Below are 18,459 nucleotides of genomic sequence, written 5' to 3'. Positions count from 1 at the left end.
ACTTTTTTGAATTAGATTGAAAATAATTTGATTCTATATTGAAGGCGTTTTTACCACGCAAAGTTTAATTGTAATACTTTATACTTTAAGGAATGCAAAGAGGAAATCAATTTCATTGATTTGATGAAGCGATCGTTTTACCGGAGATTTCATCAGCTGCTCCCTGGTACTTTTGAAGTCACATATCAACAAATCATCGCATTGACTCATCAACGAATTATCAAATCATCACATCACACCCTGCTTCTGAAGACGCTTCTGTTTCGCCTTTTCCCTCTGTTCTTTACGAAAATCCCAAGGTGAAACGGCAGTTTTATCCTGCCACAAACCCAGTTTTTTTGTTTTTGCCTTAGTTTGCATCACTCCAAGATCTGCATCTTTGGAATAAGAATAATACCACCAGCCATATCCGGCCTTTATAATTTCCGCTGAAAGATATTTTCCGTTGTCGTAGTAAACCTTTGCCACTGAACGGCCATAACGGTCTTTATTCATTTCCGTAAACATGATCTTTTTGGCAAAAACCTGATCGGAGGTAAATTTCTTGGCATTTTTTCCGAAAGGCTGCCGGTTTTCGGGACAGTCCACTTCAGCCAGCCGAAGTTTCTTCTGTACATTCCCGTCCAATAAAACTGTGATCGTGTCTCCATCTGAAATCCCAACTACTTTTGCCGTCGTCTGTGAGAAAAATGAAAGAGGAAAGCATAACAATGCATATAGAAAAATTCTCATGATGCGAAATTATGTATTTATTTCGGAAACCCTTTGATACAGGTGCTTTTTTTATTTATTTCACTTTTAAAAATGTGAATGGTGAATTTTGCTTCGCAAGTGAATGGTGAATTTTTTGGTGAATATGAGCATGTAGAATCTCTAAAACCCTAAAACGCTCCGACTCTCAAACTCATACCACGTATACCGAAACTTCCATAACTACATTTTAAATCCTAATATTCAGTGTTGGGCAAATTCCAGTCTGAAAGCTTTCGGGCTTTTTCCACGCTGGGCTTTAAAGAATTTATTCAGATGGCTTTCATCCGTAAAGCCTAGTTCATCGGCAATTTCAGTGATTCGTCTGTCACTGTGTTTCAGGCGGTGTTCGATTAAAGTCGTTTTATAGTTATTGACGTACGACTGCAGGGTTTCGCCGCTGTGTTTTTTAAAATATTTCCCGAGATAATTCTCCGAAAAGCCAAACTCTTTACTGATGCTTTCCGTACGGATCATTTCCGGCTCATAAATATTGCTTTGAATATAGTTCAGGATATTGATGATGCGTGATTCAGAGGTTTCATCAATTTTTTGAGGCAGGTATTTAGCGATATTTCTGGCTACGACTACGATAAGCGTATTCACCAATTGAGCCGTAATATCACCATGGTAGACATCTCTGTTCACAGCCTCTCTGATCAGCGCTTCTACAATCGGACGAATGAGTGTTTTATCACTTTGATTTTTCAAAATACAGCCCGGTTTATGGTTGGCATTCTCCATAATAAACTCCAGCCGCTGAATATTTTCTTTTGAAATGCTGCTGTCTTTTAAATAGATATTACTGAACTGTAAAAAGAAAAACCGTGTTGTTGTATCAATCCAGAACTGGCTGCAATCCTGAGGAGTCAGGAGAAACATATGGTTGTCAGAATAGGAAAAACTGTGCTTGTTGATACAATGCCTACCCGTTCCCGACAATATAAAAACCAGCTCGAAAAAGTTCTTCCGGCTTTCCTTCTCGGGAAAGGTATCTAAAGTTTCAAAATGAATACTGTAAGGCTGATATAATACATCGCGGTTCATACAAATCGTATTTTATTGACATGAGCAAAAATATACAAAAACATAGAAACAATATACCATTAATCTGCTTAAAATCAGTATAATTTTGCTCCATAGAATATAAATATCACCTATGATAAAAACATTATTAAGTATATCCCTGTTATTGATTCTGTCTGTTTCACTGCATTCACAGGGGATTGAAGATAAAATTTACCACTACTCCTCTATGGATGCCATGAGAAACGGAGTATATACCGGAGACATTACTGTAAAAGAATTAAAACAAAAAGGCGATTTCGGACTGGGAACCTATAATTTTCTGGATGGTGAACTGATCGCGCTGGATGGCAAAATATACCGCATTGCAACCAACGGATCTGTTGAAGAGGCAGATATAAAAAGAAAGGTTCCGTTTGGTTCGTTTACTTTTTTCAAAAAAGATAAATCTGTGACAATTGAACAAATTAAAACGGTTGATGATCTTCTGAAGAAATTACCTGAGCTTTTACCTTCACGCAACCGTTTTTATGCCATAAAAATAGAAACAACATTCAGCAGTTTAACATTGGGTGGATCGATAAAGGTGGATGAAAAAGATGCCACAGGTATTGCCTCTTTTATGAAAACAAGACCATTGTACAAAAAGCAGAACATCAGAGGAACTCTTATAGGCTTTTACAATCCCGGATATGCAGGTGGCTTGGATTTATCACCGTTTCATTTCCATTTTATATCAGATGATAAAAAAGCCGGAGGACATATGATAGAAGGAAATTTTTCCGATTCAAAAATCACCATTCAGCTTGATGAAAAAAACGCTTACGAAGTGATATTACCGAACACTAATGATGTCGGTTACCAGCGAATCTGGACCTCTACGGAAGCAAAAGCACAGTATTAAATTTTTAAAAAATAAATATTCAATCTCATGAAGACAAGAAAATCAGCTTTTATACATGTAGCAGCCCTACTTTCATTCAGTCTGATCTCTGCCCAGCAAAAGGTATTGCAAACCGATTTCAATAAAGGAACCTGGGAGCAGGTAGGTCAAGGTTTACAGCGGAAATGGGTTTCGGGAGCGGAAAGCACTTTTGCATTCTGGAAAATGGATAAAGGAGCCCATGTTCCGCCGCATCAGCATCCGAATGAACAGGTATCCTATATTACAAAAGGAAGTGTTAAAGTTCTAATGAATAATAAAGAACATATCGTAAAAGCCGGTGGTGTTCTGATTATTCCGGCCAATATCACCCACGAATTTTTCTGTCTGGAAGACGGTACCGAGGATCTGGACTTTTTCACACCTGTCCGTAAAGACTGGACAGACGGAACAGCATCCTATCTTAAGCAACAGGGAAACCCGCTTGAAGTCGTGGCACAGTTTGATGAAATGAGACCTGGAAACGTAGCGGTAAGCCTTAATGGACGGGTCTTTGCTACTATTCATCCTTTAGCATCTCCAAAACTGCAGCTGGTAGAAATCATCAATGGAAAACCTGTTGCATTCCCTTCGAAAGAATTGCAGAAAAATGGCGGACCGTCAGACCATAATAAGTTTGATACACCGCTGGGCGTTACTGTAGATAAAGAAAATCGTCTCTGGATGATCGATATGGGTCTAGAACTGGGTAAAACCCGTCTTTGGTGTTTTGATCTAAAGAAAAATAAAGTAGTAGAAAAAATTGAATTGCCTGCTGATATTGCTCCCAAAGGAAGCTTTGTCCAGGATGTTGCGATCGATGAAAAAAACGGCTGGGCTTATCTTGCGGACATTTCCAATCCCGGTATCATTGCTTTAAACCTGAAAACAAAAAAAGCCAGAAGATTCAGCGGACATGAGGCGTTACAGTCTGAAGATGTCGATATGATCATCGATGGAAAAGTGATTGATTTTGGCGGAAAACCTTCCCGGGTAGGTGTTAATCCTATTACCCTTTCAAACAACAGGGAAACCATTTTCTTTGGATCTATGAACGGTACTTCATGGTATCAGGTTCCGGCCAAACTTTTCAGGGACAATGCTGATGATAAAACAATTGGTAATGCCATTCAAAAATTCGGCGATAAACCTGTCAGCGACGGTGCAGCAACGGATCAATATGGCAATCATTATATCACCAACCTTGGCGGACACAGCATCAGCAAACTGAATCCCAGCGGACAACTGAGTGAGTTGGTTAAAGACGGAAGATTAAAATGGCCCGATAATGTAGCGGTTTCTGAAGACGGATACCTATATATTTCGGTGAATCAGCTGGACAGCACGACTGCGTTTTCGGGTGATCAGGATAAAGGGAAGCCGCCTTATTTTATTTACAGGGTAAAACTTTGAAAAAATTAATAACCATCCCGTCAAAAATTCTTTGAATTTTCGCCACCCCTCCGGCGGAGGGGAATTTCTCCCCATCCAATTGAGATGATCACTACCATTGAGATTATAGAAACAATAATTAATAATAAAATCCAAATATCATGACTGATGAACAATTTTTATCAACAGCCGTTTTAAAAGCTAAAGAAGGAAAAAGAACAGCCTTAAAAGAGGCTCTGTTACAACTTATAAACCCCACACGCAGCGAACCGGGATGTCTTTACTACATTCTTTTTGAGGATAAAAATAATGCAGGTACTTTTTATATGCGTGAGGCATTTAAGGACACTGCAGCATTTGAATTTCACACCCAAACCATACATTTTAAAAACTTTGCGGCGCAGGTGGATGAGCTGATGAGCGAGCCTATCCAACTCGTTGAACTGAAACAGGTTTCGGACACTGAATAATCACAAAAAAACAGTAAATTATCAAAAATTCGCGAAGGAAGCTGGAGATGAAAGGAATGATGAGCTATGACTGTTACCTGCAATTGAGATAGTCCATAAAAATAATGATAAAACGGCATGCATAACGGAATTATAATTTGATTATCACGAACCTGCTCCTTTCCCATTCAAAACATTATTACTTATTACAAAATATTACAATATGAAAGCAATTGGATTTAAAACATCAATGCCAATAACGGAAGCGGAAAGCTTTATTGAATTTGAAAAAGAAATTCCTCAGCCTGCCGGAAGAGATATTCTGGTCAAAATAGAAGCTATCGCAGTAAACCCTGTTGATTACAAAGTACGTCAGAACAGCCTTAAAGATCAGGTAAGCACTGAACCTAAAATTATCGGATGGGATGCTGCAGGAACAGTGGAAGCTGTTGGTGACGGGGTATCACTTTTTAAAAAAGGTGACAAGGTGTACTATGCCGGAGCTATCAACCGGGATGGCTGCAATCAGGAATATCAGCTGGTGGATGAACGTATTGTGGGCCATGCTCCACACAACATAAGTGCAGAGGAAGCTGCAGCCATTCCTTTAACAGCCCTTACTGCCTGGGAACTTTTCTTTGAACGGATGCATCTTTCTCCGGAAAAAGATCAGGGTAAGAGCATTCTGATTATCGGTGGTGCCGGCGGCGTAGGTTCCATCGCGATACAAATTGCGAAAAAAGTCTTAGGATTGCAGGTGATTACAACGGCTTCCAGACCTGAAACGATTGAATGGTGCCAAACGATGGGTGCAGATTATGTAGTGGATCATCGTCATCTTTCAGAAGAAGTGAAAAAGACAGGTTTTGAAACGGTAGATTTCATTGCAGATTTTGTGAATGTCAACCAATACTGGAATGATTTTGTACATCTGATCAAGCCTCAGGGCCGGATTGGTTCCATAAGTGATCCTGCACAGCCTGTAGATCTCCGTCTGCTAAAAGGTAAAAGTGTCAGTTTTCATTGGGAACTGATGTTTACCCGGTCTACTTTTCAGACCTATGATATGCAGGAACAGCATAAAATTCTGGATAAAGTGGCTGAACTTATTGATAACGGTACTTTACAGACTACTTTGTATAAAATGTATACAGGATTTACAGCAGATCATCTGAAAGCAGCCCATGAACTTCAGGAAAGCGGAAAAGCTATAGGTAAAACAGTGATTAAATTTTAATTGGAAATTCCCATTTTCACTTTTGTGAACAGGCTGAAAGCTACGGAGGCCTGCATTCAATAGATTGCGGGTCTCCTGTTTTTTTTAATATAATTCAGAAGAAATACTACTCAAACAAAATCATTCAAAACACACACAATCAATTTTAAATCAACATATTAAATCTAAACTTATCACTCCTGTTTGAATTTTATTATTATATTTGATTTACAAAAATCAATTACTATGAAAAATTTAAAACTAATCATCCCAGGAGCAGAAGCTTTGGACCGATCAAAACTGAAAAATATCACCGGAGGTGTTTCTGCCGGTCCCTGCGGCAGCTGGGAAAATGCTGAGTTCTCAACATGTTTCAACTGCTGTCTCGGATTCTACCAAGGCCAAACCGATTTACCACTCGGTCCTGGTCCGTATGATGTTTGTAATGCAACCTGCGGTGGAACTCCTGTCGTGATCCATCCTTAACAGCAATAAACCGGAGATTTTTTCTATACCAGTACATTAAATAATACTTTAATCATCAAACTCTCAGGAGATGTAACCGGGTTCCGGCTACATCTCTCTGTTCTGAGGTTTTCTGCATGTGACCAGAAAAAAAATGAAATCCGGCTTTTGACTACCTATATTAATCTGCTCACCAATTTCAAAGAAATCCATTAATCCAGACTGCTCAAATTCTTTTTGCACAGATCTCTCATCGTAAAAGAAAATCTGTCCGCCATCCCCCACTTCAAAGGTATCATCCCCAATCTGTCGGCCTCTTCCGTAATTAGGTGATGTTTTAGACACTACTGAAAATATCATCCAGCCTCCATCCTGCAATTGATTATAGCAATCCTTTATGAGTTTTTCTCTCTGCCATGGGGTAAGCAAATGCAGCAGACCATAACAGAAAACTGACTGATAAGTCCGGCTGTCAAACGGCATTTCTGTAACAGAACCCTGCTTAACAGTCAGCTCTCCTCCGTAATATTCTTGGGCTAAATCTATTGCTGTCTTTGATATTTCAATTCCGGTGACTTCTATCCCGTTTTCAATAAATATACCGGCATTTCTGCCGTAGCCTATTCCCGGAATGAGAACATTTTCTACACCCTGCCGAACAAGAAAATCTTTTGCATAAACAGCAGAAGCTGCAGGCGCATATCCCCACATATGCTGATTTCGAATAAAAGCTGAGTCCCAAAAATCATGCATCTCCTGAGCTGTATTTGAAACCTCTTCTGCGGCCACTTCATCAGATATAAGATGACAGAAAAATCCAATTTTTTCAAGAGTTTCAATCATCAGGTCGGAATCAAAGGGTGTGTTCTCAATCTGAATCACGTTTTTAGCAGGACTTAAGCCGAATCTAATGACGGCATCCGGCAGTATTTTCTTCAGAGCATCTTCTATCTGCTTTATCTGTTCAGAATCCACTGGATTAATCTCATAGATTTTTATGACCTTGCATATTTTAATTCTTCCAAATAACGAGTTGAGCATTTTTTTATTTTTTAGTTATTATATCTAGATTTTACGATCAAAAAAAATACAGTTAAGCTGCTTCATCCGGCTCTCTGGTCCTACCTATTAGTTTGGAAGCTTCCGGACCTGCTGTACTGATATATCCAAAAAGTAATGCCATTACCGCGGATCCCACCCATATAGCTTCTTTCCATCCCTGTACGAAAGACTCTCTGGCAGCATGAATAAGAAAATCAGATTTTATTCCGGTTCCCGGAGCAACGGCCAAAGCATTGGCTATTCCTGCTTTTGCGTGTAAAGAAACAGTAGAGGGCATACCGACAAGATAAGGCGACATTGCATCACTATAACCTGATGTTACCATTGCACCTAATAATGCAACACCTAATGCAGAGCCCAGTTCCCGGGTAATATCATTGAGCGCTGAAGCCACTCCCTGCCGGTCTGAAGGAAGAGCAGATGTAATGGCCTCAGTAGATGGCGTCATAGAAAGTCCCATTCCGAAGCCCATGATAAGCATTCCGGGTAAAACGGACCAATATCCTCCTTCTACGGAAACAAGAACAGCCATCAGCGCAGCACCGGCACTTCCCAAAATTGCTCCCGTTGCCATTGTAAAACGGCCGCCGGCTTTATCTGTTACTTTTGGTGCCATACCGGAGGCCGCCATCATAAAAACAGCCATTGGCATCATGCCAAATGTCGATTTGAGTCCCGACCATCCTAAAACCGCCTGGAAATACGGAAAAAGAACTACAAAAATTCCTGCCTGTATGCCGAAAATGATGATCAGAGAAATAGAACCGCCCGATAAACCACGCTGATGAAACAACCGAACATCAAGAATGGGTGCGGCATAACGCTTTTCCCAAAATATAAATGCAATAAGTCCTGTAATCCCCAGGACAAAACCTATGACTGTAGAAGGATCTGTCCATCCTTTTCCGGGAACTTCGTGCAGCGCGAAAACAAATCCGATAATGGCAAAAACTGACAGTACGGATCCTACGATATCAAATGGATGTCCTGATATTTCTTTTGAATTAGGAATAATGCGTAATGTCATCACAAAAGCAGCCGCTGCTAAAAGAACAGGAAGTGCAAAAAGCCAACGCCAAGATCCCCAATCTATTAAAACAGCAGATAAAAACATTCCAAGAATTCCTCCTCCTCCCGCAACAGCAGTCCAGATTCCTATTGCTTTGGAACGCTCTTCATCAGGAAAGGTGGAGGTTATAACCGCAAGGGTAACAGGCATAATAAGAGCAGCTCCGATGCCACTCAGTAGTCTCGATATCAGCATGATGACTGGTGAAACTGCAAAACCGGACATGAGGCCTGCTATACCAAATATCAAAAGTCCTGTAAGTAAAACAGGTTTCCTTCCTACCCGGTCACCCACTGCCCCTAATGGGAGGAGGAACGCGGCAAGAGTGAGTGTATAGGTGTTGATCATCCACAGAACGGTATTTTGCGAAACTTTGAATTCAAGAGCCAGTTTTTGCTGGGCTACATTCAGTCCGCTTACGGATGCAACAACTGCCATCAATGCAATGCAGACGGTTATTAGGATCCACTGTCGTCTGCTTTTTTCTTTATTAGATTCCACTGTAATTTTTACTTCATTTTTCATTCTGTAAAATTATTTATCTTTGCTTTACAACAGAAAGTACTTTCCATTTGGAAAGCACTCTCCTAATAGAAAGTAACGATGGTACAACCTGAAGATTCAATTTTTGAAGACAGAGACTGCTCTAAAGCAATGCTCCTTATTAAAGATGCTCTTGAAGCAGTAGAAGGCAGATGGAAACTCCTGATTCTTTATTCTTTATGCAGCGGACCGAAACGGTTTACAGAAATTGCACGGGAAGTGCATGGTATAAGAGATAAAGCGCTTGCCAAAGAATTAAAGAACATGCAGGAAAGCAAGCTTATCAGGCGGGACGTGTATGATACCTTCCCTCCCACCGTTGAATATACAATTACAGAGCACGGTGCCTCACTGAGAAATGTTCTGTATGAACTATTGAGCTGGGGACGTACACACAGAAAGGAAATACTGGGGTAAGACTGAAATTGCTCTGGATTCGTGATCCTGATTTTTTTTAGTTTTGACTATAACCTTTTGTGTGATCATAAATAAGGACGGACTAAAGTCCGCCCTATTGAATTTCATATGATGATGCAGTATCTTTGAATGTTTAAAATAGCTTTTTGCAACAGTCGGTTATAATCCGGTCTTCAGTACTTTTAACAATTCCGTTTGCTGGATGACATCGTTTTTACTGTTAATCAGGTTATAATTGGCCTGAAGCCAGTTGTTTCTCACAACAAAGAAGGTATAGGCATCCATAAGGCCTTCTTTATATTTTTCTTCTGATTTCTGAAAAGACAGTTTCTGATTTTCAAAATTAGCTTCTAAAAGGGTATATTTTTCCTGAGCATTGATATACTGGGCCTTTATAGAATTGATGCTTTGAGTAAGATTATTGACAATCAATTCTTTATCATAAGTAGAATTGATCACATTTAACTTAGCGACTTCCACGTTGTTTTTGACCTGAAACTTATTAAAAATCGGAATATTAAGTCCAAAAGACACCGATTGGTTTTTGTTTTGAGAAAACTGATCGGAAAAACTGGCAGTAGAAGCATTATTATTTAAAGATTTATTATAAAAAGTAGACCAGCTATAGCTTCCGTTAAGGGTTGGTAAATAAGCTGAACCTGCAAGATCTACCGTTTTTTCCTGGGCTTTGATTTCTGCAAGAACAGTCTGGTATGCCGGATTATTTTCCAGTAACCTTTTGGTAAAATCAGATTGATTGAAATCATCTTCCGCTAAAGCCTCCTCATGAGTAGTCACAAAATCTATAGAGTCCTGAGGGATGGCTAAAGCGTTAAGAAGATTTATTTTGGCCAGATCACGTTGATTTTTTGCACTTACCCATTGTTCCTGCAACGTTCCTAAGTTGGCTTTTATGTCATAAATGTCACTTTTCGAGCGGCTTCCTATTTCCACTTCTTTTTCAGTTCGCTTAATTTGCTCTTCAATCCCTGAAATCTGAGTTTCCAGGACATCCAGCCAGCTTTTACTGTTTTGATAGATAAAAAAGGTTTGAATGACATTCAGTTTCACTTCATTCTGAGCTCTTTTAAGCTTGTAAGAGCTGGTTTCTTTGTTGAGTTTTGAAAGGGAAATATTCACATAATTTCGCCAGTTGAAAAGCTCAATATTGGCCTGAGCCTTCAGCTGGTCGTATTGTGTATTCAGCACTTCTCTCTGATTACTGGACTGATTAATTGATGATCCGAAACTATAGCTATGATCAACACCAGCCTCTACAGAAGGCAATAACATTCCTTTTGAAGCTGCAATCTGATGATCATTTTTCTTTATGTTTACCGTTGCCTGTTTTACCAGCGGATGATTGGCCGCAGCATAATCCAGACACTGCTGAAGATTCCATGATTGCTGTGCAGGAAATAGCCCCACAAAAAATATGAAGATTAGATTTTTCATGTACAAGATGAATTTAAATGTATTTTAAAGAAAATAAGTACCTGGAATGAAAATCATTCATATTTAAGATACTTCACAAGGCTTACTTTGGTTGCTTTGTAGGCTTTGATACTCACGACAGCGAATGTTAAAATAAGCAGCGTAAGAAGGCTTATAATGAATGGCCAAACCGGCATATCAATACGGTAAGCAAAATCTTTCAGCCATTCGTTCATCAGATAATAACTGATGGGAATGCTGATAAGAACCGCTGTGAGGGTAATCCAAAGGAATTGTTTGGTAAGTCCCATGATTAAAATTCCGTCTGAAGCTCCCAAAGTCTTTTTAATCGCTACATCTTTCAGTTTCTGTTCAATCATCAGTGAAGACAGGGCAAATAATCCTAACAGGGCCACCATTAAAACCATCGCATTCAGAATGGTGAAAAGGGTTTGCTGTTTCTGGTATCTTTCAAAAGTTTTAGCAAATTTCTGATCGATAAAAAAGTAGTCAAAAGGATACCCCGGTTCTACCGAGCCCGACCAATATTTTTTAATACGGTTTACCGTACCTTCAATATCATCCGGTTTTATTTTCAGCTGAATATTATAAACATATTCTTTTTTCCAGTCTGTTTCCCTGTAATGAAAAAATACAGTAGGTTCTATTTCAGATCTTAAACTTCTGACATTGAAATCTTTTACGATCCCTACAATATGGTATTTTATACTGTCAAATCCCGGACGGATCTCATTCTTGAAAGCTTCATCATCTTTCCAGCCGAATTTTTTAACAAAAGCTTCATTAACCAAAGCCGTATTCATGGTATCAGAAGCGAGATTCGGATTCAGCCAACGTCCTTTTTTCAGTTTTACATTCATAAACTGGAGGTAATTGTAATCCATAGATCCGTGCTGAGCCTGGATACTTTGATTCATAAAATCAACATTCGAACTGCTGGATCTGTTGGTTCCGGGAACAATTTCTCCATAAGAAACCTCATCTACTCCCGGTATCTTGCTCATTTCGGTTCTTAATCTTTCGTATTTCAGCCATGGTTTTGGATTAAATTCCCTGAAGTTGACGATCAGTATCTGTTTTCCGCTGTAGCCAAGATCTTTGTTCATCATATGTTTCACCTGTTGATTCACGATCAATCCGCCAATAATGAAGAATGATGAAATAATAAGCTGTAAAGTCAGAATTCCGTTTCTCAACCAGATTCCGTGTTTACTTCTTGCAAAGTTTCCTTTCAGAGTTTCTATGGCTTTGAAATTGGACAGATACATGGCCGGAATCAACCCGGAGATCAATGTGACCATGATGACCATGACAAAAGAATAAAAGTAGATATGCCAGTCATTCATCTTCATTTCCTTATCAAAAAACTTATTAAAGCTTGGCAAAAGAAGTTCTGTTAAAGCCAGTGAAAGCAGATAAGAAGCGATGCAAAGAACAAAAGTTTCCAGTAAAAACTGAACAATAAGATTGGTTTTTGTACTGCCAATGGCTTTTCTTACTCCGATTTCTTTAGCCCGCTGAGAAGCCTGTGCCGTTTTCAGATTGATAAAGTTAATAGCTGATAAAACAACAATTAAAACCGAAAGCGTAAACAATATCATTAAGGTTTTGAAATCAGGCACCCCAAACCAGGATGCTTTTGCGTGGAGTTTTATTTGATCCAGAGGCGTCAGTAAACTATCTGTAGGACCATACAAATCCAGATATTGCTGAGGGGTCAATCCCTCGGAATCCTTATCCAGTTTTGCCCTGTATTCAAAAATATCAGTAATAAATTTTTGTCGTAAAGTAGAAGGATCTGTCCCTTTTTTAAGCATAAAAAAACACCCGTAATTGAAGTTACCCCAATTGTTTTCATCATTTTTAATCTGCTTTACCGGGTTGATAATAAACTCTGGCTTAATCTGACTATTCTCTGTCGGCAATTCGTAAACGGCAGTGACTACATAATTTTTGCCGTCAAATTTCAAACTTTCTCCGGCAGCATTGGTAGTACCGAAAAGATTTTTAGCCGCAGTAGAAGACAACGCAATAGCACCTTCTCCTTTCAATGCATTCTTATAGGTTCCGGAAACTAGTTTAAAGGGGAAAAAATTAAAAAAGCTTTCCGTTGCGGTCAGTCCCTCCTGCTGATAGATTGTTTTATACTTAGTAGTCATTTTAACTCCTATTCCTGAGCCGTTGAACAAAACATAATCTTGTACTCCCGGAATTATATCTTTGGCACGTTTTGCAATAGGAACAGAAATGTTGTTTCCGTAAGAATTCTCTTTCTTATGATACGTTTGAAAATAGTAGATCTCGTTCTTTTTAGGATTCCATTTTTCGAATGACTCTTCATCATTCCAATGCAGCAGAATCAGCATAAATCCCGTAAGTCCAACCGTAAGTCCAAATAAATTGATTGCGGTAGACAGCCAGTTCTTTTTATAATTGATGAAAGCAATTTTAAGCCAGTTATTAAGCATGATCGTATAATTTTGTAAGTAATGAAGGTATATTTCCAGGAGGATTCAGGTCGAAAATACACCTGACATCCAGGAAACTGAGTTCCACGGTTATTAGTTTTTTACAATATAATGAGTTAAAAATGTTCCAGTTACTGGAGCTCCTGCGCATCCGCCTTTTCGAAAACATCTCTTCTTTGGGAAGCATGTTCTTCATTAAATATTTCACCATCCTTCATATTCACAATTCTGGAAGCAAAACCTGCATCATAAGAAGAGTGCGTTACCATGACAATGGTGGAACCTTCTCTGTGAAGCTCTGCCAGGAGATTCATCACTTCATTTCCGTTGGAACTGTCAAGATTTCCGGTAGGTTCATCGGCAAGAATCAATTGAGGTTTTGTCACCAAAGCTCTTGCAACGGCCGCTCTTTGCTGCTGACCTCCCGAAAGCTGCTGAGGATAATGCTTGGCACGGTGTCCGATATTGATCTGCTCCATAATTTCCTCTACCCTTCTTTTTCTCTCAGAAGAGGAAACTCCGTTATAAATCAAGGGTAATTCTATATTTTCATACACACTAAGCTCATCTATCAGATTGAAATTCTGGAAAATAAAGCCTATGTTTTTCTTTCGGATAGCCGATTTCTTTTTCTCTCCTGCTTTTACCGTTTCCACTTCTGCAAATTTGTAAGATCCTGTAGAAGCATCATCCAGCAGACCGAGAATATTAAGAAATGTAGATTTTCCACAGCCTGAAGGCCCCATTATGGCTACAAACTCCCCTTCTTTGATATGAAGACTGATGTTATTCAAAGCATTGGTTTGTACGTCTTCAGTTTTATAGATTTTAGAAAGATTCTGAACGTTGATCATTTTAATTTTTATTTAAAGGTGAAGGTTATTATTATTATTTTTTAATCTCAAGGATTTCGTATTTTTTAATATCTGAATAGTCAGATGTAATCACTGTTTCTCCGCTTTTCAGCCCTGAAACTACTTCGTAAAATAAAGGATTTTCGCGACCTAAAACAACGTTTCTTTTTTCCGCTTTATTTCCTTTTACCACGAAGATCCATTTTCCGTTGGTATCTTTATAAAAATTACCTTTTGGAACCATTACACTCTGGGTATCAGCAGATAGTTTGAGCTTTACGCCAAAGGTCATCCCTATTTTCAGGTTTTGCGGTTTTACATCTGTAAAGTTAAGTTCTACAGAAAACTGTCCGTCTTTTACTTCCGGTAAAATTTTAGTGATGATCACTTCATATGATTTACCGTCGTTATCCAGACTTCCTTTAATTCCGTTTTGAAGTTTATTGATGTAGTACTCATCTACTTTAGCTACCAATTTATAGCCATCCATTAAGTCAATCTTACCAATACTCTGTCCCGTCGTAAGGTTTTCGCCTATTGAAACATTAAATGATGACAGCCTTCCTGAAACCGGAGCCATGATCAGGAAATTGTTTTTATTGGAATGCAGGATCTGACGGCTTTTTTCCATTTGACTGATTGAAGAGTTAATGGCAGACATTTGTGAGCTTCTTGATTTTTTTTCGTTAAAAGCTCCCTTTTCTACGATTGATTTTCTTTGTTTCTGGTAATTCAGATTCTGCAGACTGATGTCATAATCCGTCTTTTTCCCGATCTCAGCATCATAAAGACGTTTTTGCAGATTAAACGACTGTAAAGCCGTATTATAATCATTCTGGGACTGCAACAGTTCTTTGTCCTGTACGAATTCCTGATTTTTAAGTTCAAGAAGTGTACTTCTCATCTGGCTGATCTGCTGCATGATTCCCGTTTCCTGATTCAGATAATTAAATTCTGTATTCGGATTGTAGACTCTTGCAATGGGTTGTCCTTTTGTGAGGATCTGCCCGTCTTCCGCAAATTTTTCCTTTATGGCGCCACCTTCCAGAACATTCACCAGGGATGAGTTTAAAGATTGCGTCTGTGCGGTGAGCATCAGCATGTCTTCAAATTTTCCACGGGTGACCTCTTCTATCTGAATGTCTTCCGCTGAAATATTATACGTCTTTTTCTGTTTCATGAAATACAGACTGAACAGTGATCCTGCCACTATAATCATCAATCCGATTAAAACAATTTTCAATGTAGATTTCTTTTTTACTATTTTCGTATCCATAATTAAGATAACTCGTTTGCTTACAATTAATTACACAATCCAGATGCCAGTAAATTATAAATCTGTAAGTGATTGACAATCTGAAATAAAGCTTTAAACCCATTGGTTAAAACTGTTCATTATCGGACACTTTTTGTGCGAAAATGAACACTTAAGCTTTACATTTGTGTAACGAGTTCTCTGTTTTAATTAATTTTTTAAATAATATGCGTAAAAAAGAAGCCCATATATTGATTGTAGATGATGATGAAGATATTTTATTTTCGGCAAGAGTCTGGCTCAAGAAATTTTTCTCGGAAGTAAGCTGTCTCAGTCAGCCCACAAAAGTTCTGAAATTTATCGTTGAACATCAGATCGATGCGGTTGTTCTGGATATGAATTTCCGGAAAGGATTTGAAAGTGGTCAGGATGGTCTGTACTGGATGAATGAGATCAAAACCCTTGAACCCCAGCTCCCTGTCATTCTGATGACGGCTTATGGCGAAGTGGAATTAGCGATCGAAGGTTTAAAAAAAGGAGCATCTGATTTTATCCTCAAACCATGGAATAACGAAAAACTGTATGCTTCTGTGAATCTTGCCGTAGATCTTTCACGGAAAAATAAAAAGCTGAGCCAATGGGAAAATATCAACCAAAAAAGCAATCAGTATCAGCTGGAAAGTCATTCGCCTAAAATGCAGGAAATTCTTGAACAGATAAAAAAAGTTTCTCCTACTGACGCTAACATCCTTCTTCTGGGGGAAAACGGAACGGGAAAATATGTTTTGGCGGAATCTATTCATGAACAGTCTGACAGAAAAAATGAGCCTTTTGTGCATATTGATCTGGGAAGTATTTCTGAGAATCTTTTTGAAGCGGAATTATTCGGATATAAAAAAGGAGCTTTTACAGACGCTCACCAGGATTATGCAGGAAAAATAGAAAACACCCAGAACGGAACTGTTTTTCTGGATGAAATCGGCAACCTTCCCCTTCAGCTCCAGACCAAACTGCTAAGTTTGATCCAAAACAGAAAACTCTCCAGAATTGGTGAAACGAAGGAAAGAATGCTGGATGTGCGTTTTATTTTTGCAACCAATGAAAATCTGAAAAAAGCAGTCGCAGAGAACCGTTTTCGTCAGGATTTATACTACAGAATCAATACCGTGGAAATTAATATTCCCGCTTTGAGAGAAAGACAGGAAGATATCACTCTTCTGTCTACCTATTTCTTAGACCGCTACAAACAGAAATACCATAAGCCGAATTTAGAATTATCTGAAAACTTATTATCCCAGCTAAAAAATTATCCATGGCCCGGAAATATCCGTGAACTGGACCACTGTATAGAACGAAGTGTGATTTTATCCAACGACAAAAGTCTTCAGTTGCTGATGCCCCAACTGGAAGAACAGGAAAGTACAATCACTAACCTGAATATTGAAGATATGGAAGAAATACTCATCAAAAAAGCACTGAAAAAACATCAGGGTAACATATCTTTGGCTGCAGAAGACCTTGGACTCTCAAGAGCGGCTTTGTACAGAAGGATGGAAAAGTTCGGATTATAATTGAATCTATAGATACATTTCAATGCGTAAAAATAATTACATCTGGCTGATTTACATTTCATTAGCTATCGTCTGCGGAATATTGGGCTATCATTTCTTCCAGTTGGAGAAATGGATCAATGTGCTTCTTTTTTCTTCCCTGATGCTGATTCTAATCATTTTAGCCAATTCCTCATTTTTATCTCAAATTGCCAAAACAGAGAAAATTATTCAATCCATCATCAAAAAAGATTTTTCATTATTTCCAAAGGAAGAAGCTTCTGAGTTAATAAGCAGCAGTGTACAGTTATACTACCAAAGTAAAAATGAACACCTTTCCTTGTCTTCCTACAAACTCCTGTATGAAAGTATTTTAGACCAAATAGACACCGGTTTGATGATTTTATCTGAAACCGATAAGGAATGGAAAGTATTTTATGTAAATCCTACGTTCCTGAATATACTTGAAATTCCAAAATACAATTCATGGAAGCTGTATGCCGCTAAAATTCCTGAATTTTATAAAATTATTGAAGAGACCAATTATGAAAGCTGGCAGGAATTTCTTGATATTTCTATCCGCCAGAATGCGAAACAGTCTTTTTCCATGAGAACGAAACAGGTAAAAAATGTTCAGCACAGCTTTTTCATCATTACTTTGGAATCTGTTCAGAAAATCATTGAACAGAAAGAAAAACTGGCCTGGAACAATCTTATGAAAGTGATTTCTCATGAACTTTTAAATACATTAACTCCGGTCAACAGTCTTATCCAAAATCTGGAATACATCAGTAATCAGGAAACGGTAAACAAGGAAGATCAGGAAGAAATGAGAGAAAGCCTGATGATTATCACTTCAAAATCAAAGCAACTGCTCAATTTCGTTGACAATTACCGTCAGGTGGCCGAACTTCCGAAACCTATCCTTAAAAATGTATCGCTGAAAACAATTACAGAATCTGCGGTCGATTTCTTAAAACACGAATTTGAAAAAAATAATATCCAGGTGGTTTTAGATCTGGAAGAACATTTCGTCTCCGCAGATGTAAAAATGATTGAACGAAGCATTATCAACCTTTATCTCAACGCTATATTTGCGGTCTCAGAAAAGGAAGAAAAGATCATTACAACATCCATAAGATCTCAAAACAACAGAGTTATTTTAACGTTAACAGACAATGGTTCCGGCATTACTGATGAGATTAAAAATAAAATATTCCTTCCGTTTTTCACGACAAGAAACGGCGGCTCCGGAATTGGTTTAACCCTTTCCAAAAGCATTATGGAAGCCCACCGGGGTTATCTTATTTATCATGCACAGGAAGAAGGCAGTTCTTTTGAAATGTGGTTTCTGCAATAGAAAAAATTGCGGATTTTTAAGATCACGAAAATGTTTTAAAATTTCGCGCAGATTTTATTTTATTAATCTGCTTTATCCGCATCATCTGCGAGAGAAAAAATTTAAACCATTAAGATTCTGTTAAGCTTTTAAGAATATTAAGTTTGAGCTTCGCTTTAAGACGTACAGCTTAAAAAATCATTTGATTTTGTCTTAACTAATCTTAC

General features: G+C 38.4%; 16 protein-coding genes. 8 read left to right on the top strand and 8 right to left on the bottom strand.

Annotation, left to right across the window (positions count from 1 at the left end):
* Positions 1-228 precede the first annotated feature (228 nt).
* Positions 229-732, bottom strand: a complete 504-nt coding sequence (locus IW22_RS14130) for a thermonuclease family protein (RefSeq protein ID WP_034727490.1) — start codon at positions 730-732, stop codon at positions 229-231.
* Between the two features lie 222 nt (positions 733-954).
* Positions 955-1,797 (bottom strand): AraC family transcriptional regulator, encoded by an 843-nt coding sequence (locus IW22_RS14125; protein ID WP_034727487.1) that lies wholly within the window; start codon positions 1,795-1,797, stop codon positions 955-957.
* A gap of 112 nt (positions 1,798-1,909) precedes the next feature.
* Between IW22_RS14125 and budA the strand changes: the two genes are divergently transcribed.
* From budA to IW22_RS14100, 5 genes are all read left to right on the top strand, one after another.
* Entirely contained in the window at positions 1,910-2,680 is a 771-nt protein-coding gene (gene budA / locus IW22_RS14120; RefSeq protein WP_034727484.1) for an acetolactate decarboxylase, read from the top strand.
* Positions 2,681-2,707: 27 nt separating this feature from the next.
* The gene (locus IW22_RS14115) at positions 2,708-4,111 is read left to right on the top strand and encodes an L-dopachrome tautomerase-related protein (RefSeq protein ID WP_034727481.1); all 1,404 of its coding nucleotides are present in this window, start codon (positions 2,708-2,710) and stop codon (positions 4,109-4,111) included.
* A 140-nt stretch (positions 4,112-4,251) separates the two neighbouring features.
* Positions 4,252-4,560, top strand: coding sequence for a putative quinol monooxygenase (locus IW22_RS14110; RefSeq protein WP_034727479.1), 309 nt, complete (start codon positions 4,252-4,254; stop codon positions 4,558-4,560).
* Between the two features lie 202 nt (positions 4,561-4,762).
* Positions 4,763-5,776, top strand: coding sequence for a zinc-binding alcohol dehydrogenase family protein (locus IW22_RS14105; protein ID WP_034727475.1), 1,014 nt, complete (start codon positions 4,763-4,765; stop codon positions 5,774-5,776).
* Positions 5,777-6,001: 225 nt separating this feature from the next.
* Complete coding sequence (locus tag IW22_RS14100) at positions 6,002-6,241, top strand: hypothetical protein (protein WP_034727472.1); 240 nt, start codon at positions 6,002-6,004, stop codon at positions 6,239-6,241.
* 87 nt (positions 6,242-6,328) lie between these two features.
* Here the strand turns inward: IW22_RS14100 and IW22_RS14095 are convergent, their stop codons facing one another.
* The gene (locus IW22_RS14095; RefSeq protein WP_228384049.1) at positions 6,329-7,261 is read right to left on the bottom strand and encodes a class I SAM-dependent methyltransferase; all 933 of its coding nucleotides are present in this window, start codon (positions 7,259-7,261) and stop codon (positions 6,329-6,331) included.
* 52 nt (positions 7,262-7,313) lie between these two features.
* Positions 7,314-8,876: an MFS transporter gene (locus tag IW22_RS14090; protein WP_051891241.1), complete on the bottom strand. Its 1,563-nt coding sequence runs from the start codon at positions 8,874-8,876 to the stop codon at positions 7,314-7,316.
* A gap of 78 nt (positions 8,877-8,954) precedes the next feature.
* Here IW22_RS14090 and IW22_RS14085 point away from each other — a divergent pair, with 78 nt between their 5' ends.
* Positions 8,955-9,311, top strand: coding sequence for a winged helix-turn-helix transcriptional regulator (locus IW22_RS14085; protein ID WP_051891240.1), 357 nt, complete (start codon positions 8,955-8,957; stop codon positions 9,309-9,311).
* Between the two features lie 159 nt (positions 9,312-9,470).
* Here IW22_RS14085 and IW22_RS14080 read toward each other — a convergent pair whose 3' ends face one another.
* The 4 genes from IW22_RS14080 to IW22_RS14065 form a co-directional block, all read right to left on the bottom strand.
* On the bottom strand, positions 9,471-10,766 hold the full coding sequence (locus IW22_RS14080; protein WP_034727470.1) for a TolC family protein: 1,296 nt from the start codon (positions 10,764-10,766) through the stop codon (positions 9,471-9,473).
* A 53-nt stretch (positions 10,767-10,819) separates the two neighbouring features.
* Positions 10,820-13,234 (bottom strand): ABC transporter permease, encoded by a 2,415-nt coding sequence (locus IW22_RS14075; RefSeq protein WP_034727467.1) that lies wholly within the window; start codon positions 13,232-13,234, stop codon positions 10,820-10,822.
* Between the two features lie 131 nt (positions 13,235-13,365).
* Positions 13,366-14,088 (bottom strand): ABC transporter ATP-binding protein, encoded by a 723-nt coding sequence (locus IW22_RS14070; protein ID WP_034727465.1) that lies wholly within the window; start codon positions 14,086-14,088, stop codon positions 13,366-13,368.
* 34 nt (positions 14,089-14,122) lie between these two features.
* Positions 14,123-15,364, bottom strand: coding sequence for an efflux RND transporter periplasmic adaptor subunit (locus IW22_RS14065; RefSeq protein ID WP_034727463.1), 1,242 nt, complete (start codon positions 15,362-15,364; stop codon positions 14,123-14,125).
* A 206-nt stretch (positions 15,365-15,570) separates the two neighbouring features.
* Between IW22_RS14065 and IW22_RS14060 the strand changes: the two genes are divergently transcribed.
* Together IW22_RS14060 and IW22_RS14055 are read left to right on the top strand one after the other, a co-directional pair.
* Complete coding sequence (locus IW22_RS14060) at positions 15,571-16,914, top strand: sigma-54-dependent transcriptional regulator (RefSeq protein ID WP_034727461.1); 1,344 nt, start codon at positions 15,571-15,573, stop codon at positions 16,912-16,914.
* Positions 16,915-16,936: 22 nt separating this feature from the next.
* Complete coding sequence (locus IW22_RS14055) at positions 16,937-18,253, top strand: sensor histidine kinase (RefSeq protein WP_034727459.1); 1,317 nt, start codon at positions 16,937-16,939, stop codon at positions 18,251-18,253.
* Positions 18,254-18,459 lie beyond the last annotated feature (206 nt).

This window comes from Chryseobacterium sp. JM1 (genome assembly GCF_000737715.1).
Classification (GTDB): Bacteria; Bacteroidota; Bacteroidia; order Flavobacteriales; family Weeksellaceae; genus Chryseobacterium.
Note: the sequence above shows the minus strand (reverse complement) of the source record. Positions and strands in the feature narration are given on the sequence as shown.

Bases quoted from the DNA above. Each gene is read 5' to 3' on its own strand.
- IW22_RS14130 (WP_034727490.1), bottom strand. From the start codon at position 732: ATGAGAATTTTTCTATATGCATTGTTATGCTTTCCTCTTTCATTTTTC.
- IW22_RS14125 (WP_034727487.1), bottom strand. From the start codon at position 1,797: ATGAACCGCGATGTATTATATCAGCCTTACAGTATTCATTTTGAAACT.
- budA (WP_034727484.1), top strand. From the start codon at position 1,910: ATGATAAAAACATTATTAAGTATATCCCTGTTATTGATTCTGTCTGTT.
- IW22_RS14115 (WP_034727481.1), top strand. From the start codon at position 2,708: ATGAAGACAAGAAAATCAGCTTTTATACATGTAGCAGCCCTACTTTCA.
- IW22_RS14110 (WP_034727479.1), top strand. From the start codon at position 4,252: ATGACTGATGAACAATTTTTATCAACAGCCGTTTTAAAAGCTAAAGAA.
- IW22_RS14105 (WP_034727475.1), top strand. From the start codon at position 4,763: ATGAAAGCAATTGGATTTAAAACATCAATGCCAATAACGGAAGCGGAA.
- IW22_RS14100 (WP_034727472.1), top strand. From the start codon at position 6,002: ATGAAAAATTTAAAACTAATCATCCCAGGAGCAGAAGCTTTGGACCGA.
- IW22_RS14095 (WP_228384049.1), bottom strand. From the start codon at position 7,261: ATGCTCAACTCGTTATTTGGAAGAATTAAAATATGCAAGGTCATAAAA.
- IW22_RS14090 (WP_051891241.1), bottom strand. From the start codon at position 8,876: ATGAAAAATGAAGTAAAAATTACAGTGGAATCTAATAAAGAAAAAAGC.
- IW22_RS14085 (WP_051891240.1), top strand. From the start codon at position 8,955: ATGGTACAACCTGAAGATTCAATTTTTGAAGACAGAGACTGCTCTAAA.
- IW22_RS14080 (WP_034727470.1), bottom strand. From the start codon at position 10,766: ATGAAAAATCTAATCTTCATATTTTTTGTGGGGCTATTTCCTGCACAG.
- IW22_RS14075 (WP_034727467.1), bottom strand. From the start codon at position 13,234: ATGCTTAATAACTGGCTTAAAATTGCTTTCATCAATTATAAAAAGAAC.
- IW22_RS14070 (WP_034727465.1), bottom strand. From the start codon at position 14,088: ATGATCAACGTTCAGAATCTTTCTAAAATCTATAAAACTGAAGACGTA.
- IW22_RS14065 (WP_034727463.1), bottom strand. From the start codon at position 15,364: ATGGATACGAAAATAGTAAAAAAGAAATCTACATTGAAAATTGTTTTA.
- IW22_RS14060 (WP_034727461.1), top strand. From the start codon at position 15,571: ATGCGTAAAAAAGAAGCCCATATATTGATTGTAGATGATGATGAAGAT.
- IW22_RS14055 (WP_034727459.1), top strand. From the start codon at position 16,937: ATGCGTAAAAATAATTACATCTGGCTGATTTACATTTCATTAGCTATC.